The organism is Stenotrophomonas sp. CFBP 13724, assembly GCF_014841975.1.
GTDB classification, from domain to species: domain Bacteria; phylum Pseudomonadota; class Gammaproteobacteria; order Xanthomonadales; family Xanthomonadaceae; genus Stenotrophomonas; species Stenotrophomonas lacuserhaii.
Window position 1 is genome coordinate 919,436 of record NZ_JACYUW010000001.1, and the last position, 20,572, is coordinate 940,007.

Annotated in this window: 19 protein-coding genes and 2 tRNA genes; 8 read left to right on the top strand and 13 right to left on the bottom strand. The window is 65.7% G+C overall.

Features of this window, described 5'->3' with window-relative positions:
- Position 1 precedes the first annotated feature (1 nt).
- Positions 2-1,339 carry an MFS transporter gene (locus IFT63_RS03985; protein WP_101100744.1) on the top strand — a complete coding sequence of 446 codons (1,338 nt, stop codon included), beginning with the start codon at positions 2-4 and terminating at the stop codon, positions 1,337-1,339.
- A 310-nt stretch (positions 1,340-1,649) separates the two neighbouring features.
- Here IFT63_RS03985 and IFT63_RS03990 read toward each other — a convergent pair whose 3' ends face one another.
- Positions 1,650-2,426, bottom strand: coding sequence for a transporter (locus IFT63_RS03990; RefSeq protein ID WP_192083305.1), 777 nt, complete (start codon positions 2,424-2,426; stop codon positions 1,650-1,652).
- 52 nt (positions 2,427-2,478) lie between these two features.
- Positions 2,479-2,712 (bottom strand): DUF1653 domain-containing protein, encoded by a 234-nt coding sequence (locus IFT63_RS03995; protein ID WP_192083306.1) that lies wholly within the window; start codon positions 2,710-2,712, stop codon positions 2,479-2,481.
- 376 nt (positions 2,713-3,088) lie between these two features.
- Between IFT63_RS03995 and IFT63_RS04000 the strand changes: the two genes are divergently transcribed.
- The 3 genes from IFT63_RS04000 (at position 3,089) to IFT63_RS04010 (ending at position 4,388) form a co-directional block, all read left to right on the top strand.
- Positions 3,089-3,292: a hypothetical protein gene (locus tag IFT63_RS04000; protein ID WP_192083307.1), complete on the top strand. Its 204-nt coding sequence runs from the start codon at positions 3,089-3,091 to the stop codon at positions 3,290-3,292.
- 163 nt (positions 3,293-3,455) lie between these two features.
- On the top strand, positions 3,456-3,659 hold the full coding sequence (locus IFT63_RS04005) for a hypothetical protein (protein WP_042612980.1): 204 nt from the start codon (positions 3,456-3,458) through the stop codon (positions 3,657-3,659).
- A 150-nt stretch (positions 3,660-3,809) separates the two neighbouring features.
- A complete protein-coding gene (locus tag IFT63_RS04010) occupies positions 3,810-4,388 on the top strand; it encodes a DUF3011 domain-containing protein (RefSeq protein ID WP_235306017.1) in 579 nt (192 codons plus the stop codon).
- Between the two features lie 303 nt (positions 4,389-4,691).
- On the opposite strand, the gene dxs is transcribed toward IFT63_RS04010, so the two are convergent.
- From dxs to IFT63_RS04055, 9 genes are all read right to left on the bottom strand, one after another.
- A complete protein-coding gene (gene dxs / locus IFT63_RS04015; protein WP_192084123.1) occupies positions 4,692-6,599 on the bottom strand; it encodes a 1-deoxy-D-xylulose-5-phosphate synthase in 1,908 nt (635 codons plus the stop codon).
- Between the two features lie 104 nt (positions 6,600-6,703).
- Positions 6,704-7,369: an HNH endonuclease gene (locus IFT63_RS04020; protein WP_080335007.1), complete on the bottom strand. Its 666-nt coding sequence runs from the start codon at positions 7,367-7,369 to the stop codon at positions 6,704-6,706.
- A gap of 211 nt (positions 7,370-7,580) precedes the next feature.
- Positions 7,581-9,371 carry an acyl-CoA dehydrogenase C-terminal domain-containing protein gene (locus IFT63_RS04025; protein ID WP_192083308.1) on the bottom strand — a complete coding sequence of 597 codons (1,791 nt, stop codon included), beginning with the start codon at positions 9,369-9,371 and terminating at the stop codon, positions 7,581-7,583.
- A 58-nt stretch (positions 9,372-9,429) separates the two neighbouring features.
- Entirely contained in the window at positions 9,430-9,906 is a 477-nt protein-coding gene (locus IFT63_RS04030; RefSeq protein WP_192083309.1) for an LEA type 2 family protein, read from the bottom strand.
- A gap of 170 nt (positions 9,907-10,076) precedes the next feature.
- Positions 10,077-10,628 (bottom strand): lipocalin family protein, encoded by a 552-nt coding sequence (locus IFT63_RS04035; protein WP_152620516.1) that lies wholly within the window; start codon positions 10,626-10,628, stop codon positions 10,077-10,079.
- Positions 10,629-10,970: 342 nt separating this feature from the next.
- Positions 10,971-11,738 (bottom strand): type I methionyl aminopeptidase, encoded by a 768-nt coding sequence (gene map, locus IFT63_RS04040; protein ID WP_192083310.1) that lies wholly within the window; start codon positions 11,736-11,738, stop codon positions 10,971-10,973.
- The gene (locus IFT63_RS04045) at positions 11,735-11,947 is read right to left on the bottom strand and encodes a ParD-like family protein (RefSeq protein ID WP_042612050.1); all 213 of its coding nucleotides are present in this window, start codon (positions 11,945-11,947) and stop codon (positions 11,735-11,737) included. Before IFT63_RS04045 ends, map begins: the two co-directional genes overlap by 4 nt.
- Positions 11,948-12,409: 462 nt before the next feature.
- Positions 12,410-12,485, bottom strand: a tRNA-Phe gene (locus IFT63_RS04050).
- Positions 12,486-12,933: 448 nt separating this feature from the next.
- Positions 12,934-13,389: a hypothetical protein gene (locus IFT63_RS04055; RefSeq protein WP_052811737.1), complete on the bottom strand. Its 456-nt coding sequence runs from the start codon at positions 13,387-13,389 to the stop codon at positions 12,934-12,936.
- A gap of 156 nt (positions 13,390-13,545) precedes the next feature.
- On the opposite strand from IFT63_RS04055, the gene IFT63_RS04060 reads away from it, so the two are divergent.
- Positions 13,546-13,716 (top strand): hypothetical protein, encoded by a 171-nt coding sequence (locus tag IFT63_RS04060; RefSeq protein WP_191771707.1) that lies wholly within the window; start codon positions 13,546-13,548, stop codon positions 13,714-13,716.
- 47 nt (positions 13,717-13,763) lie between these two features.
- Here IFT63_RS04060 and IFT63_RS04065 read toward each other — a convergent pair.
- Positions 13,764-13,839: transfer RNA gene (locus IFT63_RS04065), tRNA-Ala, on the bottom strand.
- A gap of 106 nt (positions 13,840-13,945) precedes the next feature.
- On the opposite strand from IFT63_RS04065, the gene IFT63_RS04070 reads away from it, so the two are divergent.
- The 3 genes from IFT63_RS04070 (at position 13,946) to IFT63_RS04080 (ending at position 19,339) form a co-directional block, all read left to right on the top strand.
- A complete protein-coding gene (locus tag IFT63_RS04070; RefSeq protein WP_042612051.1) occupies positions 13,946-14,209 on the top strand; it encodes a Rho-binding antiterminator in 264 nt (87 codons plus the stop codon).
- Positions 14,210-14,374: 165 nt separating this feature from the next.
- Positions 14,375-16,909, top strand: a complete 2,535-nt coding sequence (locus IFT63_RS17495; protein WP_249404328.1) for a Cache 3/Cache 2 fusion domain-containing protein — start codon at positions 14,375-14,377, stop codon at positions 16,907-16,909.
- Between the two features lie 129 nt (positions 16,910-17,038).
- The gene (locus IFT63_RS04080) at positions 17,039-19,339 is read left to right on the top strand and encodes a TonB-dependent receptor (RefSeq protein ID WP_192083311.1); all 2,301 of its coding nucleotides are present in this window, start codon (positions 17,039-17,041) and stop codon (positions 19,337-19,339) included.
- 120 nt (positions 19,340-19,459) lie between these two features.
- Here the strand turns inward: IFT63_RS04080 and rnd are convergent, their stop codons facing one another.
- Entirely contained in the window at positions 19,460-20,533 is a 1,074-nt protein-coding gene (gene rnd, locus IFT63_RS04085; RefSeq protein ID WP_192083312.1) for a ribonuclease D, read from the bottom strand.
- Positions 20,534-20,572 lie beyond the last annotated feature (39 nt).

The following is a 20,572-nucleotide window of genomic DNA, read 5'->3' on the forward strand; positions in this document are numbered from 1 at the left end:
CATGAGTATTTCCCAATCCACCGCGGCATCGCCCGTTTCGGAGCGCGCTGCGCTGAAACGTTCGGTGTCCAACACGCTGAAAGGCTCGGCCGGCAACCTGGTCGAGTGGTACGACGTCTACGTTTACTCGGTGTTCGCCAAGTACTTCGAATCGCAGTTCTTCTCGGCCGACGACAAGAACTCCACGATGTACATCTGGGGAATCTTCGCTGCCACCTTCCTGATGCGCCCGATCGGCGCATGGTACTTCGGCCGCTTTGCCGACCGTTACGGCCGTCGCCTGGCGCTCACCGTGTCGGTCAGCGTGATGGCCGCCTGTTCCTTCCTGATCGCCATCGCGCCCACCGCGGCGTCCATCGGCATATGGGCGGCGGTGATCCTGCTGTTCGCACGCCTGCTGCAGGGCTTTGCCACCGGCGGTGAGTACGGCGCCAGTGCCACCTACATGTCCGAAGCGGCCGTGCCCGGCTGGCGCGGTTTCCTGTCCTCGTTCCATTACGTCACCCTGGTGGGTGGGCACGTCCTGGCGCAGGCCGTGCTGCTGGTGATGCTGCTGTCCTGGGACACCTCGCACGTGTCCGAATGGGGCTGGCGCGTGGCCTTCGGCATCGGCGGCATCGGGGCGCTGGTGGTGTTCTGGCTGCGTCGGACGATGGATGAATCGCTGAGCGCGGAATCGATCGAAGCGGCGAAGGATGGCAAGGCCAAGGCCAGCGGGTCGATGCGCGAACTGTTCGTCAACCAGTGGCGCCCGCTGCTGCTGTGCTTCCTGATCACTGCCGGCGGTACGGTGGCGTTCTACACCTACACCATCAACGGCCCGAAGATGATCCAGACCGCCTTCGCCGGTGACGACGTGATCACCGGCACGCTGATCAACCTGGGTGTGTTGACCTTCCTGATGCTGTTGCAGCCGCTGGGTGGCCTGTTGTCCGACCGCATCGGCCGCAAGAGCCTGCTGGTGTTCTTCGGTGTCGGTGGCGTGCTGTACACCTGGTACCTGGTCACCGCATTACCGCAGCAGACCTCGGCGCTGTCGGCGTTCCTGATCCTGGCCACCGGTTTCGTCATCCTGACCGGTTATACGTCGATCAACGCGGTGGTGAAGGCTGAACTGTTCCCGGCGCACATCCGCGCACTGGGCGTCGGCCTGGGCTACGCGCTGGCCAACTCACTGTTCGGCGGCACCGCGCCGCTGCTGTACCAGGGCGCGCTGAAGGCTGGTCGCGTCAATGAGTTCGTCATCTACATCACCGCGGTGATTGCGGTGTCGTTGGTGGTCTATATCTTCTTCCTGAAGAACAAGGGACCGAACTGGCTGGACGGCACCCGCAGGTAACGCCGCACTGAGGCAGGAACGAGAGGCCCGCGCCGTGAAGCGCGGGCCTTTTTCGTGCAGGCCGGGGACGCATGATGCTGACGCGGCCTGCACGCGGCGTGCACTTCGCCGATGCCGGATGTAACGCACTCTGTGGGGGTAAGCCAACGCATTGGAGCACTACCCATGAATACCCCTGGAAAACCGAAACCCTCCTGGCGCCAGAGCCATTACCTGATGATCGCGTTGGCCGTGGTGCTGGTGATCGTAGGGGTCACCATGTTCGCACCGTGGTAAAGCCTGCCTGACGTGCTGATCCTCGTCGGTACGCTTAGTCGAAGTACGCGGAAATCCCGAGCCCGGCCTGCAGGTCCGGGCTGTGGGCGTCCAGACCGGCATCAAACGACGCATCCAACTGGACCCGATCGGTCCACATCCAGGTCACCCCGCCACCGGCCACCGTTTCCCGTGGCTCGCCGTGTTCCTTGGTCACCCCAGCCTCCACGAATGCAGACAGCCGGGGCGTGAGGGCCAGCGATACGCTGGGCGACCACACCGTGCTGCGCTCGCCGTCACCGCGGCTGTGGCTGGCATACAGTGCACCGGTCCACTGGTCGCTGAAGTCATGCTCATAACTGCCTGCCAGCGCGTACTGGCGCCCCTCGCTGAATGCTGCGTCGCCGCGTGCCACCGTGGCCGACCCCAGCAGTGCCCAGCGGTCGGTCTCGCTACCGGTCGGCGGTGCCCACTTCAGGGCGAGTTGTGCATCGCCGCCGCCTTGTGCGCGCGTGCTGGCCATGCCGGATAAACGGCTGCGCTGGCGCTGCCAGGGCGATCCGGAAAACTGCAGTTCCCAGCGTTCAAACAGGCCGGTGCGCAGCGTCACCTCGCCGGAGAGCTGTTCGGTGCGAAGACCATCGGCATCGCGATCGCGTTCATGGGAGGGAAGTCCCAGCTCCAGTGCCAGCGCGCCGCGCGGCACGATGCCGGTGCCCAGGCCGATGCCGGGGCGATCAAACGACGGCGGTTCGTCGGCCTGTTGTGCCTGCACGGCGCCACTGACGAAGAGCGTGGAACAAACCATCAGGGCCAGGCACGCGTTACGCATCGGGACATCCGCCGGGAGATGCACCGATCATGCGGCGGTGTCGGCCTGACGGTCAATCGTCGAGGCGGGCGAAACGCGGCTGGCTACCGTCCGCGCGGTCCACCTGTTCCACGAACATCGCATAGGGGCGCACCCACAGGCCGCCTTCGCCATACAGTGCGCGGTAAAGCACCATCGGCTGCAGGGTCTCGCTGCTGCGGACCACGTCCAGGACTTCGTACAGGCCGCCTTTGAAATGGCGGTAGCGGCCGGGTTGCAGGACGGGCAGGGCAGGCAGGTCGGACATGGAACACTCACGCAGGCATTGGAGCCAGTGATTGTTCAATGCGCCGGGCGCGGCGTCCACCGGCGTGTCAGAACAGCGATGCGCGGATCAGCTCCTCGACGAGGATCACATAGCTGGCGCCGAAGTAGAACTTGAGCAGGGAAGGACGCTGGTACAGAAAGGTGCGCATGTGGAAGGGGCCCCCTAAGGTGTACGTAGTGTGAAATGGTTAAAGCGCCGTGACAAGCATCACGGAATCGGGCTCGTGAACAGCGTCAGTCATGTGAGGGCAGGGCAATTCAGACCGGAACGATGGGTCTCCCAGGGGCGGCGACCTAGGCTGCATGCATGGCGCTGTCGCTTATGGCGCCCCCGCTGCAATCCGGAGAGCCCGTCCATGGTCATCGTCGTCCAGAACATCAGCCGCCACTGGCGTGTCGTGCATCCCAGCTGGGAGCGTTCCCGGAATTTCATCTGCGGAAAAGAGGCTTTCGATGCCGCCGCAGCGCTGGCCCTGGCTCATCACGGCCACACCGGCACAGCGGTGACGGTGCAGGTGGCTGCCTTTGGCACGGTCGTGGAGGCCCTCCGCTTCGGTTGAAATTTCAGAAAACCCTGATGCCGTGCGACTGGAATCTGCCCTAGCCTCCGTAACTGGCGGGGGCCATTGGTGTCATGGATCAGGCGAAGCACAGCGGTAGCAAGGTAGCTGCCCGCGATCGTCGGCCTTCATGGCAACCCGTCCGATCATGGAGAGAGACCTTATGTTGATCCGCGTCCAGAACGAGCAGCGCCATTGGCGCGTGCTGCATCCGCAGAAGCCGGAAGCCATTTCCTTCCACGAGGGCAGTGCGGCGTTCGATTTCGCCGATGCGCTGGCCCGTGAGCTGCACACCCGTACCGGGCAGGCCTGCTCGGTGCGCGTGGAGGTCAGCGACGCCTTCGTCGATACCGTCAGTTACGGCTGACACCGCGCGCCGGGTCCGAAATCGGATGAACTCGTTCAGCTTCCGCTCGCCTACTTGAATGGGCAGCGACCGAGGGTGTGCGGGCTGTCTTTGCGCGGCCTTCCGGTTGCGCCATGCTCGGCTCATTCCGCCACACCAGGACGCACCACGATGACCCAGGAACTGTCTGTTTCGCGCCGCCCTTCGATGCTGTGGGCCGTCTGTCTCCCCTTGCTGGTGGGCGCGGGCATTGCCGGCTCCGCGCAGGCGCAGTATCGCGACAACGATCGCTATGGCTACAGCGGGGGCAACACGATCCGCTGTGAGTCGATCAAGAACCGCAATCAGGAATGCCGTCTGGACGGCCGCGCACGGCTGGTCCGCCAGCTGTCAGGTGCCGCCTGCGTTGAAGGCCGCAGCTGGGGCCAGTCACGCGGCGGCGTGTGGGTCAGCAACGGCTGCCGCGCGGAGTTTGTCGGTGAACGTGGGCGTCCGTCGCGACCCGGCCACGGTGGGGGCAACTGGGGCGGCGGCAATGGCAACGGCAATGGCTGGGGTTCGTCCGGCCAGGTGATCGACTGCGATTCCAATGACCGTCGCCAGCGCCGCTGCAACGTCACCATCCGCCAGGATGCCCGCCTGGTGAAGCAGAAGTCCGGCACGGCCTGCATCGAGGGCCAGAGCTGGGGCTGGGATCGCAACGGCGTATGGGTCAGCAACGGCTGCCGTGGGCAGTTCATGGTGCGTTGACCGCGCGTGTCATCCGGCCGTGGGTAGCGCCGCAGGCAGCGGCAGGAGCCGCTGCCAACGTCGCTTGCGACGGCCCGGAGGGTGCCGGTCAGGACGACCGGCATAGCCATGCTCGGCGAGCGCAGCGGCCGGAGCGTGACGACCAACGGTCCTCACCCACGCCGGCAACAGCTGACGGCCAGCGGCCGTCACTACCGCGGTAGCGCCGAGCCATGCTCGGCGAGCGCAGCGGCCAGAGCGTGACGACCAACGGTCGTCCCCACCCCGGCAACAGCTGACGGCCAGCGGCCGTCAGTCCCGGGTTCAGCCCGCCGCGCTCAGCGGCGCGCTGCCGGCCTGCAAGGTCGGCCAGCGCTTCAGCACGGCTGCACGGATACCCGCCGCATCGATGCCTGCTTCGCCCAGCAGGTCTTCGCGGCTGGCATGATGCTGGAAGCTGTCGGGCAGGCCCAGGTGCAGGATCGACTTCAGCACGTCCTCGGCGCTCAGCAGTTCGGCCACGGCCGAGCCGGCACCGCCGGCCACCACGTTGTCTTCGATGGTGACGAAGCCGTCGTGGCGTGCGGCCAGCTGCAGCACCAGCTCGCGATCCAGCGGCTTGATGAAGCGCATGTTGACCACGGTCAAGCCGAGTGCACGGCCCACTTCCTCGGCCGCCGGCACGGTGCTGCCGAAGGCCAGCAGGACCACGCGACTGCCTTCCACACGGATCTCGCCCTTGCCGATCGGCAGGGTGGACAGATCGCTGCCAGCGTCCACGCCGGTGCCGCTGCCGCGCGGATAGCGCACCGCGGCCGGGCCGGCGTACTGCAGGCCGGTGCTCAGCATCTGCCGGCATTCGGCCTCGTTGGATGGGGCCATCACCACCATGTTCGGCACGCAGCGCAGGAAGCTCAGGTCCAGGTTGCCAGCATGGGTGGCGCCGTCCGGGCCGACCACGCCGGCGCGGTCGATGGCGAACAGCACGTCCAGCTTCTGGATCGCCACGTCGTGCACCAGCTGGTCATAGGCGCGCTGCAGGAAGGTGGAGTAGATCGCCACCACCGGCTTGGCACCCTGGGTCGCCATGCCGGCGGCCAGGGTCACGGCGTGTTGTTCGGCAATGGCCACGTCGAAGTAGCGTTCTGGATACTCGCGGCTGAAGCGCACCAGGCCGGAGCCCTCGCGCATTGCCGGGGTGATGGCGTGCATGCGTGGGTCGGCCGCAGCGGCGTCGCACAGCCAGTCACTGAACACATCGGTATAGGTCGGCTTCTTCGCCCCGCCCTTGGCCACCAGGCCCTTGACCGGATCGAACGGACCCACCGCGTGGTAGCCGATCTGGTCGCCTTCGGCCGGCTCGTAGCCCTTGCCCTTGGTGGTCAGCACGTGCAGCAGCTTCGGGCCTTTCAGCGTCCGCAGCGTCTTCAGCGTGGACAGCAGCGCAGGCATGTCATGGCCGTCGATCGGGCCGGTGTAGTGGAAGCCCATCTCTTCGAACATGGTGGAGGGCACGAACATGCCCTTCCAGTGTTCTTCCCAGCGCTTGACGAAGCGCGCCGGGTTGTTGCGCTTGTCACCGAGGATCTTCTTGCCGCCTTCGCGCAGCGCATTGAGCGTGCGGCTGCCGGTGGCGCGGCCGAGCACCTTGGTCAGCCCGCCGACGGCCTCGGAGATCGACATGTTGTTGTCGTTGAGAATCACCAGGAGGTTCGGCTCAGGTTCCATGCCGCCGGCGTGCATCAGCGCTTCGAACGCCATGCCGGCGGTCATCGCGCCATCGCCGATGACCGCCACCACGCGACGGTCATCGCCTTCGCGCTGGCGTGCGATCGCCATGCCCAGCGCGGCGGAAATGGAGGTCGACGAATGGCCGACGCCAAAGGTGTCGAACTCGCTTTCCTCGCGCTTCGGGAACGGCGCCACGCCGTCCTTCTGCTTGACCGTGTGGATCTGGTCGCGACGGCCGGTGAGGATCTTGTGCGGATAGGTCTGGTGGCCTACATCCCAGACCAGCTGGTCATGCGGCGTCTGGTACAGGTAGTGCAGCGCCACGGTGAGTTCGATGACGCCCAGGCCGGCAGCAAAGTGCCCCCCGCTGCGGCCAACCGATTCGATCAGGTAGGCGCGCAATTCGTCGGCGATGGCCCTCAGTTCGGATTCGTCGAACGTGCGCAGTTCTTCCGGTGTCTGGATGCGCGAGAGGCGGGGATAGCGGGCAGAGTCGATCATCATGTTCGTACTTGTGCTGACCGGCTATTTTCGCGCTCAAACCGGGGTGGAGCAAGCAGACCCCGACATGCGTGAGCGCGCAGTGAGTTTGGCCGCGCGTGGCTTCACGCGGAAAGCTTGGACTTCTTCGGCAGCTGTGCCTTCAGGAACGTCATCTGATCGGCCAGGATGTTGCGGTTGGAGAGGATCAGGTGTTCGATCCAGCTCGGCCGGAAAGGCACGGCCAGCAAGGGCATGCCCGCCTGCTGCGGGGTCCGGTTGCTCTTGCGCGAGTTGCAGTGGAAGCAGGCGGTGACCACGTTTTCCCAGACGTCCAGGCCGCCCTTGGACAGGGGCATCACATGGTCGCGGGTGAGAACGGGACGCGAATGCTGTTGGCCGCAGTACAGGCAAAGATGCGCATCGCGCGCGAAGAGCGCGGCATTGGTGAGGTTGGGGGTGGGGTCGGGGGCGCGGGAACGCGCATGGCCACGGGTGGCGATGATCGGATGCAGGTCCAGGCCGCTGCGCAGCCCGCTTAGCCGGTTGGTCCCGCCGTGGATGTGCAGGCAGGGGTCGCCGAGGGTCCAGGCCACCGCGCCACGTGCATACAGACACGAGGCATCCTGCCAGTTGATCCAGTCAAGGACACGACCGTGGGCATCAAGGGAGAGCAGGCGGACACTGCCGGGGCGGTGCAGGGGGCTGGGCCCGGGCGATGACCCGGCGTCCGGAGCGGGAAAGGCAGCTCCGGTAGTGATCAGACCCAAGCGTGTAGTGTCTGTCTCCATCGGGATAACAGCTTATACCCGAATGTTTGCATTTTGTGTATTCCCCTGAGCTTGCAGCGCGGGGGAGTACACAAAATGCCCGCGCATTCTTCCTCTACCCCCGCCTGTCGGCGCGCCCCCTTCAACAGAAGGGGGCTTTTCTCCAGAGGAATGCAGGCCACGGCCCGGTAGTGACGGCCGCTGGCCGTCATGCTTCGGCCGTTGCCCTGTCTCAGGCGCCGAAGCGCGCGTCGTCCATCGCCATCAGCGAATCCGCACCGGCCTGGATGGCGGCAGCATGGCCCAGCGTGCGCGGCAGCACGCGCGCGAAGTAGAACCGCGCGGTCTCCCGCTTGGCCAGTTTGAACGCCGCCGTCTGGCCGCTGGCATCGGCCGCGGCCACGCTGCGGGCCCACCAGTAAGCCAGCACCACATACCCGGAATAGAACAGGTAATCGTGGCTGGCGGCACCCAGCTCATCCGGGCTGGCAGCCGCGCGCTTCAGCACGTCCATCGTCAGCCCACCCCATTCGGCGGCCTTCGCCCGCAGCGGTGCGATGAACTCCGCCAGCGCCTCATCACCTTCATGCGCCTTGGCGAACGTCTCGATCTCAGCCAGGAACAGCTTCAGGCCCGCGCCCTGGCTGGAGGCGGTCTTTCGGCCGATCAGGTCCAGCGCCTGGATGCCGGTGGTGCCTTCATACAACGTGGTGATGCGCGCATCGCGGGCCAGCTGCTCCATGCCGTGTTCGCGGATGTACCCATGGCCACCAAAGCACTGCAGCGCGTTGTAGGTGTTCTCGATGCCCCATTCGGTCTGGCATGCCTTGGAAATCGGGGTCAGGAAGCTCACCAGGGTGTCTGCGCGTTCGCGCTCGGCCGGGTCCTGCGCGCTGTGCGCCACATCGATCAGGGTCGCCGCGTGCAGTGCCAGCAGGCGGCTGCCTTCCACCAACGATTTGATCGTCAGCAACATGCGGCGGACGTCCGGGTGCACCAGGATCGGGTCCGCCGGCTTGTCCGGGAACTTGGCCCCGCTCAGCGAACGCGACTGCAGGCGCTCGCGCGAATACTTCAGCGCGTTCTGGTAGGCACGCTCGGACAGGCCAATGCCCTGCAGGCCCACCCCCAGGCGTGCGGTGTTCATCATGGTGAACATTGCCTGCAGGCCCTTGTGCGGCTGGCCGACCAGGTAGCCTTCGGCGCCGTCGAAGTTCATCACGCAGGTGACCGATCCCTTGATGCCCATCTTGTGCTCGATGGAACCGCAGCGCAGTGCGTTGCGCTCGCCGACGTTCCCGTCGCGGTCGACCTTGAACTTCGGGGTGACGAACAGCGAAATGCCCTTCGCCCCCGGGGGCGCATCGGGCAGCTTGGCCAGCACCAGATGCACGATGTTGTCGGTCAGGTCGTGCTCGCCGGCGGTGATGAAGATCTTGGTGCCGGTGATGCGGTAGCTGCCGTCCGGGTTCGGCTCGGCCTTGGTCTTCAGCAGGCCCAGGTCGGTGCCGCAATGCGGTTCGGTCAGGCACATGGTGCCGGTCCAGCGGCCTTCGATCAGCGGCTTCAGGAAGGCGTCGTGCTGCCACGCTTCGCCATGCTGCTTCAGCGCCTCGATCGCACCGTGCGACAGCAACGGGAAGTTGCCCCACGCCAGGTTGGCGCCGTTGATCATCTCGTTGAGCGGCACGCCCAGGGTGTGCGGCAGGCCCTGTCCACCGACCTCCGGCGAGGCGGTCAGGCCGGTCCAGCCGCCTTCCACGAACTGGTCATAGGCCGCCTTGAAACCGGGCGGGGTGGTGACCTCGCCGCTGGCCTGGTCGAGCACGCAGCCCACTTCATCGCCCACGCTGTTCAGCGGTGCCAGCACCGAAGCGCTGAAGCGGCCGGCTTCTTCCAGCACGGCATCCACTACGTCGGCGGTGGCGTCGGTGAAGCCCAGGCGGGCGAACAGCGGCTCTACCTTGAGCACGTCATGCAGGGCGAAACGCAGGTCGGAAAGCGGGGCGGTATAGCTGCTCATCGTTGAAGCATCTCGATCAGGGGGCGGGGGCGTGGCGCGGCGATGAAAGTGCGTCGCCTCAGCGCAGCACGCCGGGCAGGCCCGGGGCGTGGTTGAGGGTGCTGCGGTTGTTGATCTGGAACGTGCGTTGTTTCTTTTCTTCCGGCGTGGCCGACACCGACCCTTCCAGCGTGTAGGCCAGCGTGTGGTTGCTGGCCAGCGCGTCGGCCACTATCAGGCGGGCCTGGGCGGCCGGCTGCAGCTGCAGTTCGATCACATCGGCCGATGCGCCGCCGATCGATACGCCGGGCTTGGCACTCAGGGTGCCGGCCTCGGCATCGCCGACCGAAAGCTTCAGGGCAACGTCATCGAAGCGCATGGGCATGGAGCTGAAGTTCTGCAGGCGCAGGGCCACCTTCCAGCTGCCATCGACGTTGACGGTCAGTTGCTGCAGGCTGCTGGCCGGTTCGGAAACGCGTTTGACCACCTTCTCGCCACAGGCGGCAAGGGCGAGGACGGACAGGACGATCAGGATGAAACGGAAGCGGTGGAGCATGGCGCAGGTCCTCGCGGAAGGGGTGCGTGGAGAGAAAGATACTACGGCGTATGGTGGCGTGCACAGGCACTCACCTGAACGCAAGAGATTAACGCGCACCGCTGCCAGTGGCAGCGGGCGGGCACGGGGGCGTCAGGTGGGGTTGGGCAGCACGCGGCGCGGCCGGCGGATCAGCGCAGTGGCGCGAGAACCTTCAACGGAGCCAGGTCGTAGCCCATCGCTTCGGCCCGGGCCTTGAGCGCTTCGAACTGCCCGCGTTCCATGCTCGGCGAGCGCGACAGGATCCACAGGTACTTGCGGTCCGGCTCGCCGACCACCGCCCATTGGTAGTCCGGATCCAGCGCGATCACCCAGTAATCGGCCCAGACCAGCGGCACCCAGGACAGCCAGTCGGGGGCAAAACGGACCTCCAGTTGACCCGGTTCGCCCTTGACCGGGCGTGCGACACCTTCGGCCTGTATTCGGGTGCCGTCCTCGACCCGGCAGCCGTTGAGTACCGAAATGCGGCCATCGCTGCGCAGCCCGTAGGTGGCCGTGATGTCCCCGACGCATTTCTTCTGGAAGGACACCGGCAGATGGGCGATTTCGTGCCACTGCCCGGCATAGCGGTCGATATCCAGCGTATCCACCGCGCGCACCGGTTCGGCGGCGTGTGCGAGGCTGGCCAGGGGCAGCAGCAGGGCAAGCGCACAGGCACGGCGCAGGGAAGGCAGGGTTGGCATCGGCATGGCTCGTGTGGCGACCGCCCGAGCTTAGCGGTTGCCGCGTCGAGGGTGACGTGAAGCACGTCGCGAAAGGCGTCCGACGCCTTGGCGGCTGGCAGATGTGGCATGCTCGCGCCGTCGCTACCGACAAAAGGATTACCGCAATGAGCAAGGGTCTGGACAAGAAGAAAGAGCAGAAGAAGAAACCTGCCAAGACCGCCAAGGAAAAGAAGGCGGAAAAGAGCGAAAAGAAGACCACCCGCGGGTTCGGTCCGGCCTGACCCAGGGCTGCTGCGTGTCGTCGCCTCGGGCGGGGACACGCGGGAAAACGGCGCGGGGCGGCGCTGTCTTGTACAGGAGTTACTTCGGCGCGCGCTCGCCCTTGCGCAACGTCAGCACGCGCACGCCGGCGGAAGTAACCGCCACCGTGTGTTCGAACTGGGCGGAGAGTTTGCCGTCGCGGGTATGCACCGGCCACGCGTCGGGCTGGTGGCGGATCGCCGCCTTGCCCTGGTTGAGCATCGGTTCGATGGTGAACACCATGCCTTCCTGCAGCTCCACGCCGGTGCCGCGATGGCCGTAATGCAGGATCTGCGGTTCTTCGTGCATTTCACGGCCAATGCCATGGCCGCAGTATTCCTTGACCACGGTATAGCCCTGTCCGCGCGCGAAGCGGGCGATGGCATGGCCGATGTCACCGGTATGCGCGCCGGGACGTACCGCAGCGATACCTTTCCACATGGCCTGATACGTGGCCTGCACCAGTCGCCGGGCCGGGTAGGGCACCTCGCCAACCAGATAGGTGGTGCTGGAATCGGTGATGAACCCGTTCTTCTCCAGTGTGATGTCCAGGTTGACGATCTGCCCTTCGCGCAGCACGTCGTCGGCGGAGGGCATGCCGTGGCAGACCACGTCATCGATCGAGGTATTGAGCACGAACGGGAAGTCGTACTGGCCCTTGCTGGCCGGACGCGCGTGCAGCTCTTCAACGATCATCCGCTCGACCAGATTGTTGATGTCCATCGTGCTGCGGCCGCGCAGGTCCAGCGTGTCCAGGTGGTCGAACACCTGGGCCAGCAGCGCGCCGGATTGCGCCATCAGTTCGATTTCCCGGGCGCTCTTGATCATGTGTGGCGCTCGGCCAACCGCGGTGTCTGCACGCCGGCGCTGCGCAGCTGCTCGGCGACGATCTGCTGGTAGCTCAGTTCCGGGTGCAGTTCGCAGAGCATGCCGATCTTGATCCAGAAGTTGGCTTGGGCGTTGATCGAGCGATGGCTGACGGTGCAGGCGCGGCGAAGCTGGTCGTGCAGTTCGTCGTCGATGTTGACGATGCCCATGGGGGGGACTCTTTGTGGAATATACGAATCGTATATGTTGCGTATAAGGCTTGCAAGGGCGACGCCTGCAGGCCTGAAGGGCGGTGTGCGGTGCTCGCATCACGACGCTTTTTCACAACTCGAACGACGGATGAGTTGATGCGAAAGCCCGCCCACCAACCGACACCGGGTGATGCATCTGTCGCTTACGTGGAAGATCGCCTGCAGATGATCCGCTGCGATGACGAATACGGACTGAGCGACGATGCCATGCGACGGCAGTTGATTGGCTCGCGCCCGTTGCACTACGACAACGTGCTGGGCGTGACGCGCGTGCTGGACATCCGGCCGCAGTTGGAGCCGATTCAACGCGGCTCTGCCTGGCGATCTGGCTGGGTAGGGCAGGTCGCGCGGCCCATCCGCGCAGACCCGCACAATAGGCGAAAAAAAAGGCCTGCATTTCTGCAGACCCTTCAAAAACAATGGTGGCCGAGGACGGAATCGAACCGCCGACACGGGGATTTTCAATCCCCTGCTCTACCAACTGAGCTACTCGGCCACTTGTTTCGTTGACAGCGATGTCGCTGCCGAGGAGGCGCATATTACGGAGGTCACGCGGTTTCGGCAAGCTTTTTGAATAAAAAACTTCACAATGGTGTCTCCGCATCGCTCATGCGCGCGCAAGTGCTTGATCCTTCGTCGCCGATAGCGTGCACGGCACTGGGATGCTGATTTTTCAGGCATCTCATCCCGTCTGGTTGCGCGTACCGTCGAAGGCCACTTCCACTACCGACGCTGGCCGTTACCGGAAATGACGGCCAGCGGCCGTCACTACCCTCAGATCTCGGCGTGGGCCACCGCGTGCAGTTTGCTTTCGCGCAGTTCCAGTGCTGGGCGACGGGCGCATCCCGTGCCGCGAAGACACCGTGGATGGACTGCCGCCGTTCTTCTGCTTGCCGCAGGGATACAACTTCTGCAAGCGGAAGGTCAAGCTGGAGTGAGCGCTTTCAGGGCGCGAAGCGGACCTGGCGCGGGTCGTTCAGCCGCAGCTGGGTCTGGTAGTAATACTTGTCGCTGGGGATGCCATCTGTGCTGAAGACGATCTTCTGGCGCCGCGCAGTGCCCTGTACCAGCAGGCGGCGGTTGACCAGGCGTTCCAGCGGCAGGTTGTCCAGCTGCGCGCGCAGCGTATCGGCCTGGCCGGGTGCCAGCCACACGGTGAGGTTGGCCTGGTGGCGGTAGTCGGCTTCGCTGTTGAGGTACAGCCCGTGCTCGGTGAGGTCCACATTGCGCACGGTGACCAGGAAGGTGCCACTGATGCCGTAGCGCGGGTCATCATTGGCGGCATGCACCGCTTCGGCCGGGGTGATCAGGCCGGCGGCCGTCATCGGCGGGGCGACGACGCTGCGGTGGGCACAGCCCACGCTGAGCAGCAGGGCAGGGAGCAGCAGGGCCAGGCGCATGGGACATCCTTGTTCCAGTGTGGGCCGCCATTGTGCCGCGCCCAGGTGACCGCGCCAACCGTGCTGAACGGTCGGTCGCCGCCTCGTGATCTGTACATCACGGCGGCGCCGATAGCGTGGAGTGCCCCGACACACTACAACGAGCAGGCACGCAGAATGGGTACCGAAAAGAACGAGCAGGAAGACCGGGCCGGCGTACAGGAAAGCCAGCAGGACCAGCGCCAGGACGACGTGGCGAAGCAGCGCCAGGGACAGCAGGACCAGAAGGTCCGTGATGACCACACCAAGAAGCCCGATCGGAAGGATGGCAGCGGTGAGCCGGCCTGAACGAGAAAAGCCCCGGGAGCGATCCCGGGGCTTTCCGTTTCAATTCGTGGTGGAGCCAAGGAGGATCGAACTCCTGACCTCGTCGATGCGAACGACGCGCTCTCCCAGCTGAGCTATGGCCCCACAGTGGAACTGAGTCTATCCAACTGCCGGATGCTTGCCAAGCCCGCACGTGCGGACAGAAAGTGGGACATCGACGCGCCTGTGCCGCCACCGTTGGAAGAAACCGATGGAACCTTACCGCCCGATTTCGTGTGACCTGCACGACCATCTGGAGATCGCCTGCCTGCGCCGCCTTCGCCTCCGGGTGGAGCTGGCCGATGGCACGCAGGTGGAGGGGCGCGCGCTGACCACCGTGAGTACAGCGGCCAAGGAAGAATTCCTACGTTTGGATTGCACCGATGGGGTGCGTGACTTCCGGTTGGATCAGCTGCACACGGTCAGCGCGCTGGACGACGAGAGCGGTTTTGGGCGGGTCGTACTCTCGGAGTGAGCTCGACCCCATGTAACCGATTCCAGCGCCCTTCCCGCGGCAAATCAATTGCTTGGATGCTGAACGGTGGCGGAAATTTGGTCGTTCGGGAGCTAAAGAGGACCAGAATGGTGCCGATAAAAGTGTGACGCCCAGCGCGACCCCCTTCCTATCAAGTGCCTCTCGATGACGACTTCTGCCGCCACCGGTTCCACGCTGTCCATTTCTTCCCGTCTGGCGATCCTGCTTGCAGCCATCACCGCCGCTGCCTTCGTGCTGCTTGCCCTGCTCATCTACCGGCAGACCGCCGCCAGCTACCAGACGCGCGTGCAGGCCGGGCTGGACACCTCGGCCAGCCTGATGCGGGATTCGGTGGCGCTGTACGACCGCAGCCTCAGCCAGAGCACCGCGCACATGGCCGAACTGTTCCGCGCCTCGCTGCCGGCCGGCGATGCCGCCGTGGATACCGCGCGCAGCGTGGAGGTGGCCGGCCAGGTCGCGCCCCAGCTGATGTTCGGTGGCAGCCCGCTGGCGCTGGATGACCCGGCGGTGGATCGTTTCGCCGCCTCCACCGACGGTGTGGCGACGGTGTTCGTGCGCGATGGCGACGACTTCGTGCGGGTGGCGACCTCGTTGCGCAATGCCGCCGGCGAACGCGTATTGGGCACCAAGCTGGACCATGCCCACCTGGCGTACCCGAAGATGATGGCCGGCGAAGCCTTCAGTGGCCCGGCGCATCTGTTCGGCACGGACTACATGACCCACTACATGCCGCTGAAGGATGCGGCCGGTGCGGTGGTCGGCATCGCCTTCGTCGGCCAGGACCAGTCCGCCGGCCTGGCCGCCCTGAAGGCCAGCCTGCGCGATTCCACGCTGGGCAAGGACGGCTACTTCATGGCCATCGACACGCGCCCGGGCGAGGGCTTCGGCAAGGTGATCGCCGCGCCCACCGGTGAAGGCGGCAAGATCAGCGAGCACGTAGTGGCCGAAGACCTGCCGCTGCTGCAGGCGCTGCTGGAAGGGCGCCAGGCATCGGCCACGCTGCAGGTGCGCAGCGCCGATGGCAAGGACACCCGCGGCTATTTCGTTTCCGCACAGGCGCATGCGCCGTGGCGCTGGATGGTGCTGGGCATGGAGCCGGTGTCGGTACTGCAGGATGTGCTGCACACGCTGCTGCTGCAGATCGCCGGCATCTCCGCGCTGGCCCTGCTGGCGGTGATCGGTGCGACCGTGCTGGCCATGCGCCGGTTGCTGGCTCGCCCCTTGCAGCAGGCCGAACAGGTGGCCCTGGACGTGGCAGCGGGCCGGCTGGACCGCGAGATCCCGCAGCGCCGCCCGGATGAAGTGGGGCGACTGTTGTCGTCCATGCGCCAGATGCAGTCCACCCTGCGCAGCGTCACTGCCGCACAGGACCGCATGGCCCAGCACCACGCCGAAGGCACCATCAGCCACCGCATCGATGCCGACGCGTTCCAGGGTGCATTCCGCGGCATGGTGGAAGGCACCAACGCGCTGGTGGATGCCCACGTGCGCACCACGCTGGAGATGGTCGAGCTGGTGCAGGAGTACGCCGCCGGTGACCTGTCCGCTTCGATGCAGGAACTGCCGGGCGAGAAGGCCCGGATCAGTGCGTCGGTCAACGGCGTGCGCGCCCGCCTGCAGGCCATCAACGGTGAGATCAAGCGGCTGGTCGCGGCCGCTGCGGCCGGTGACTTCAGCGCGCGCGGTGACGCTGAAGCGTTCGACAATGATTTCCGGGTCATGGTGGAAGGGCTGAACACCCTGATGACCACGGCCGACCACAACCTGGCGGCGCTGTCCGACCTGCTGCGCAACCTGGCGCGGGGCGACCTGCGCAGCCGTATCGAAGGTGATTTCCAGGGCGTGTTCGCCGAAATGCGCGACGACGCCAACCAGACCGTGACCAGCCTGGGCAGCATCATCGCCGGCATCCAGCGATCGGCCGATGGCGTGTCGGCGGCGGCGGCGGAAATCGCCTCGGCAAGCGAAGACCTGTCACGCCGGACCGAACAGCAGGCAGCGAACCTGGAAGAGTCGGCCGCATCGATGGAAGAAATGACCGCGGCGGTGCGCCAGAGCGCGGACCACGCGGTACGTGCGGACAAGCTGGCAGTGCAGGCCACCGGCGTGGCATCGCAGGGCGGTGAGGCGGTGGCCGAGGTGGAGCGCACCATGCGCCTGATCGAAGCGTCCTCGCGGCGCATCGCCGACATCACCACGGTGATCGACGGCATCGCTTTCCAGACCAATATCCTTGCGCTGAACGCGGCGGTGGAAGCGGCTCGTGCCGGTGAAGAAGGGCGCGGTTTTGCCGTGGTGGCCAGCGAGGTGCGCACGCTGGCGCAGCGCTCGGCGCAGGCGGCGCGCGAGATCAAGGGGCTGATCGACGAATCGGTGGAGCAGGTCGGCGCCGGCAGTGCGCTGGCCGCGCAGGCTGGCGAGACGATCCAGCAGGTGGTGACCGCGGTGGGTGAGCTGGGTGCGGCGATTGGCGGCATTGCGCTGGCATCGCGCGAGCAGGCCGCCGGCATCGAGCTGGTCAACCAGAGCATCGTGCAGATGGACGGAGTCACCCAGCAGAACGCGGCGCTGGTGGAGGAGACCTCCGCCTCGGCGCAGTCGATGACCGCACAGGCGGCGTCGCTGCGCGAAGCGGCGGCGCGCTTCGTGCTGGCGCGTGGGACGGTGGTAACGGCGTAATCGCGGCGGTAAGGAGCGGGGGCTGCCACGGGATTGAAACGTGGCCGCCATACTGTGCGCCTGCGCGCTTTGATTTCCTCATCCGCCCGGCTCGCGCAGGCCGCACGGACGCTCCCTCGAGTCCCGTACATGCATCTGAACCACCGAATCTTCCGTCGTCATCCGTTGGCGCTGGCATGCGCCGCATTGTCCGTGGGCCTGGTCGCCCCGGCCTTCGCGCAGCAGGCTGCCGCCCCGACCAGCGCCACTGCGCTGGATGCCATCACCGTGACCGCCGAACGCCGCGAGCAGAACCTGCAGGACGTGCCGGTGTCGGTCGGCGTAGTGCAGGGCGAGCAGCTGCGCGACTACACCGCCGGCGGCGATGACACCCTGCTGGCGCTGTCCGGCCGGGTGCCGGGTTTCTACGCCGAGACCACCACCGGGCGCATCTTCCCGCGCTTCTACATCCGTGGCCTGGGCAACATCGATTTCTACCTGGGTGCCTCGCAGCCGGTGTCCATCATCCAGGACGACGTGGTGCTGGAACATGTGGTGCTCAAGTCCAACCCGGTCTACGACGTGGACCAGATCGAAGTGCTGCGTGGCCCGCAGGGCACGCTGTTCGGTCGCAACACCACCGCCGGCATCGTCAAGTTCGACAGCATCAAGCCGAGCCAGGACGCCAGCGGCCGGGTCAATGCCAGCTACGGAACGAACAACAGCGTCGCGGTGGATGCTGGCCTGGGCGGCCCGATCAACGAGGTGGCGGCGTTCCGCGTTTCGGCGCTGTACCAGCACCGCGATGATTACGTGGACAATACCTATGCCGGTCCCAGCGCCGATGGCACGATGGCGCCGCGCAAAGATGCAATGGGCGGCTTCGACGACCGCAACGTGCGCGCCCAGCTGCTGCTGACCCCCACCGAGAACTTCTCCGTGCTGGCTTCGGCGCATGCGCGGGACTACGAAGGTACCTCCACGCTGTTCCTGCGCGGTGGCATGGTCAAGGGCTCCAACCAGCCGATCGCCGCGCGCGACCGCGTAGCCTACGACGAGGCCGCCAACAACCCGCAGGCCTACAAGACCTATGGTGGCTCGCTCAAGGCGACCTACGATTTCGGCGCGGTCGAACTGACCTCGATCACCGCCTACGAAACCACGTCCGGCTACAGCCGCGGTGACACCGACGGCGGCGCGGCGGCCAACTTCCCGGTCAACGGCGTGGCCAATGGCTTCGGCCAGTCGATGGGCCAGGTGCGCGATCTCGACCAGTGGACCCAGGAAGTCCGCCTGGCCAGCATGGGCGATGATCGTTTGAGCTGGCAGGCAGGCCTGTTCTACTTCGATGGCCGCGATATCACCGACTTCTACCAGCGCGGTTGGTTCCTGCAGGGCGCCGCGCGCAATCCCAACAACTGGGTGCGCCTGCGTAATACCAATACCTCTGTTGCCGGCTTCGGCCAGCTGAGCTACAAGGCCACCGACCAGCTGACGCTGACCGCGGGCCTGCGCCAGACCCGCGATGAGAAGCGCACCCGCCTGCTGAAGACCGCCGACACCGCAGCCGGTGCGGTGACCTACCGCGGTCGCACTGACGTGGAGATGAGCGACACCACGCCGAGCTGGGACCTGAGCGCGATGTACCAGATCAACGACCAGGTGGGCGTGTATGCCAAGGTCGCGCGCGGCTTCCGCGGACCGACCATCCAGGGCCGTTCGGCGGTGTTCAACTCGGACTTCACCACGGCTGATTCGGAGACGATCCTGTCCTGGGAAGCCGGCGTCAAAAGCACGCTGTGGGACAATCGCCTGCGCCTGAACGCGACCGCCTTCACCTACCAGGTCAACGACATCCAGCTCAACGGCAATGATTCGGATGGCAATGGCGTGCTGTTCAACGCGGACAAGGCGCGCGCCTACGGCCTGGAAGCGGATATGGAACTGCGTCCGATTCCGAACCTGACCCTGAGTGCGGGCGTCAGTCTGCTGCACAGCGAAGTCCAGGATGACCGGGTGTACGCGCAGGTGTGTGCGCTGAACGGCGTGGTGGTGTGCACCGTGAACGACCCGACCATCAAGGTCGGTGCCAATACCTTCGCGCAGATCGACGGCAACCCGCTGCCGAACGCGCCGAAGTACGGCATCAACCTGGCCGCCCGCTACGATTTCCCGGTGAGCGATGCCGGCACCGTGTTCGTATCCACGGACTGGAACAAGCAGGGCTACACCAGCTTCGTGCTGTACGACACGGCCGAATTCAACTCCAAGGGTGATTTCGAAGGCGGCCTGAAGCTGGGTTACTCCGGCGGCTACGGCGCCTACGAAGTGGCACTGTTCGCGCGCAACATCACCAATGAGAAGAACCTCAGGGGCGTGATCGAGAACTACATGGCAGCGGTGTACAACGAACCGCGCACAGTGGGTGTTTCGCTGAACATGAACTGGTAACGCGGCAGCCGGCCGGTGGGTGACGGGCAATCGGTGGGTGACGACCGTTGGTCGTCACCGCTTTGGATCTGGCGCGGAAAGCGTGACGACCAACGGTCGTCACCCACCGGGGACCGTCCTTCAGGGCAGCAGCGGCTGCAGCTTCGGCTCCAGCACCTGCTGCCGCCAGCCGGCCAGCGGGGCCGGCCAGGTGCGGCTTCCCAGATAGCTTTCCAGGTGCTTGCGCGAAGCCAGCACGCCATCGGGCAGGCCCAGCGACTGGCTCACCTGCGCTACCGCTTCCTGCAGTTTCTTCAACGCCTGCTTGTTGGCATCGGTGGCCTGCAGCAGCTGCGGCGCATCGGCCTCATCGTCCAACGGCGTGGTCAACGCCTGCCACACCGCACCTGCCAGCTTGCGCGGCGCCTTCGGGAACTGGTCGAACACTTTGCCCAGCGCCGCTTCGTCCACCGGCGGGACGCGGGCGAGGGTGGCGGCCAGTTCGTTGTCCAGGATCCAGCTGCGCGGGCGGTCGCTGGCACGTGCCTGCTGGTCGCGCCAGCGCAGCAGGCGCAGCAGCCGGCGCTGTGCCGGTGCATCCAGGAACTGCGCCGAGCGCATGCCCAGGTGGGGCCAGCGCTCTTCGTCATGCTCCACGCTGGCCAGCAGACGCTCGGCATCGTCAGCCAGCCACTGCTGGCGACCCTGCGCTTCCAGCTTCGCCACGATGGCATCGTGCAGCGCAAACAGGTGCTCGACGTCGTCGGCGGCATACTGCAGCTGCGCATCCGATAGCGGCCTGCGCATCCAGTCCGAGCGCGTTTCGCCCTTCGCCAGTGCCACCCCGGTGATTTCCTGCACCAGCTTCTGGTAGCCCATACCCCCGCCGATTCCCGCCAGCGAAGCACCGATCTGGGTATCGAACAGTGGCCGCGGCAGCACGCCGCAGGTGTGTTTGAACGCCACAAGGTCTTCGCTGGCGCTGTGCATCACCTTGATGATGGAGGAATCGGTCAGCCACGGCGCCAGTGCCTCGGGCATGCCCGGGATCAGCGGATCGATGAGCAGGACTTCATCGCCGACGGCCATCTGCACCAAGGCCAGTTGCGGCCAGAAGGTGCGCTCGCGGATGAACTCGGTGTCCAGGCCGATGCGGGAGGGACGCAGCTGTTGCCGCGCCTGCAGTTCTGCGGGGGTGTTGATCCAGATTGCCACGGGGCGTTCGACTTCTCGCGTTTGCTCAGGAAGGGGAGA

What these genes read in the sequence shown, in the direction of transcription:
- IFT63_RS03985 (WP_101100744.1), top strand. Translation starts at nt 2, where the DNA reads ATGAGTATTTCCCAATCCACCGCGGCATCGCCCGTTTCGGAGCGCGCT.
- IFT63_RS03990 (WP_192083305.1), bottom strand. Translation starts at nt 2,426, where the DNA reads ATGCGTAACGCGTGCCTGGCCCTGATGGTTTGTTCCACGCTCTTCGTC.
- IFT63_RS03995 (WP_192083306.1), bottom strand. Translation starts at nt 2,712, where the DNA reads ATGTCCGACCTGCCTGCCCTGCCCGTCCTGCAACCCGGCCGCTACCGC.
- IFT63_RS04000 (WP_192083307.1), top strand. Translation starts at nt 3,089, where the DNA reads ATGGTCATCGTCGTCCAGAACATCAGCCGCCACTGGCGTGTCGTGCAT.
- IFT63_RS04005 (WP_042612980.1), top strand. Translation starts at nt 3,456, where the DNA reads ATGTTGATCCGCGTCCAGAACGAGCAGCGCCATTGGCGCGTGCTGCAT.
- IFT63_RS04010 (WP_235306017.1), top strand. Translation starts at nt 3,810, where the DNA reads ATGACCCAGGAACTGTCTGTTTCGCGCCGCCCTTCGATGCTGTGGGCC.
- dxs (WP_192084123.1), bottom strand. Translation starts at nt 6,599, where the DNA reads ATGATCGACTCTGCCCGCTATCCCCGCCTCTCGCGCATCCAGACACCG.
- IFT63_RS04020 (WP_080335007.1), bottom strand. Translation starts at nt 7,369, where the DNA reads ATGGAGACAGACACTACACGCTTGGGTCTGATCACTACCGGAGCTGCC.
- IFT63_RS04025 (WP_192083308.1), bottom strand. Translation starts at nt 9,371, where the DNA reads ATGAGCAGCTATACCGCCCCGCTTTCCGACCTGCGTTTCGCCCTGCAT.
- IFT63_RS04030 (WP_192083309.1), bottom strand. Translation starts at nt 9,906, where the DNA reads ATGCTCCACCGCTTCCGTTTCATCCTGATCGTCCTGTCCGTCCTCGCC.
- IFT63_RS04035 (WP_152620516.1), bottom strand. Translation starts at nt 10,628, where the DNA reads ATGCCAACCCTGCCTTCCCTGCGCCGTGCCTGTGCGCTTGCCCTGCTG.
- map (WP_192083310.1), bottom strand. Translation starts at nt 11,738, where the DNA reads ATGATCAAGAGCGCCCGGGAAATCGAACTGATGGCGCAATCCGGCGCG.
- IFT63_RS04045 (WP_042612050.1), bottom strand. Translation starts at nt 11,947, where the DNA reads ATGGGCATCGTCAACATCGACGACGAACTGCACGACCAGCTTCGCCGC.
- IFT63_RS04055 (WP_052811737.1), bottom strand. Translation starts at nt 13,389, where the DNA reads ATGCGCCTGGCCCTGCTGCTCCCTGCCCTGCTGCTCAGCGTGGGCTGT.
- IFT63_RS04060 (WP_191771707.1), top strand. Translation starts at nt 13,546, where the DNA reads ATGGGTACCGAAAAGAACGAGCAGGAAGACCGGGCCGGCGTACAGGAA.
- IFT63_RS04070 (WP_042612051.1), top strand. Translation starts at nt 13,946, where the DNA reads ATGGAACCTTACCGCCCGATTTCGTGTGACCTGCACGACCATCTGGAG.
- IFT63_RS17495 (WP_249404328.1), top strand. Translation starts at nt 14,375, where the DNA reads ATGACGACTTCTGCCGCCACCGGTTCCACGCTGTCCATTTCTTCCCGT.
- IFT63_RS04080 (WP_192083311.1), top strand. Translation starts at nt 17,039, where the DNA reads ATGCATCTGAACCACCGAATCTTCCGTCGTCATCCGTTGGCGCTGGCA.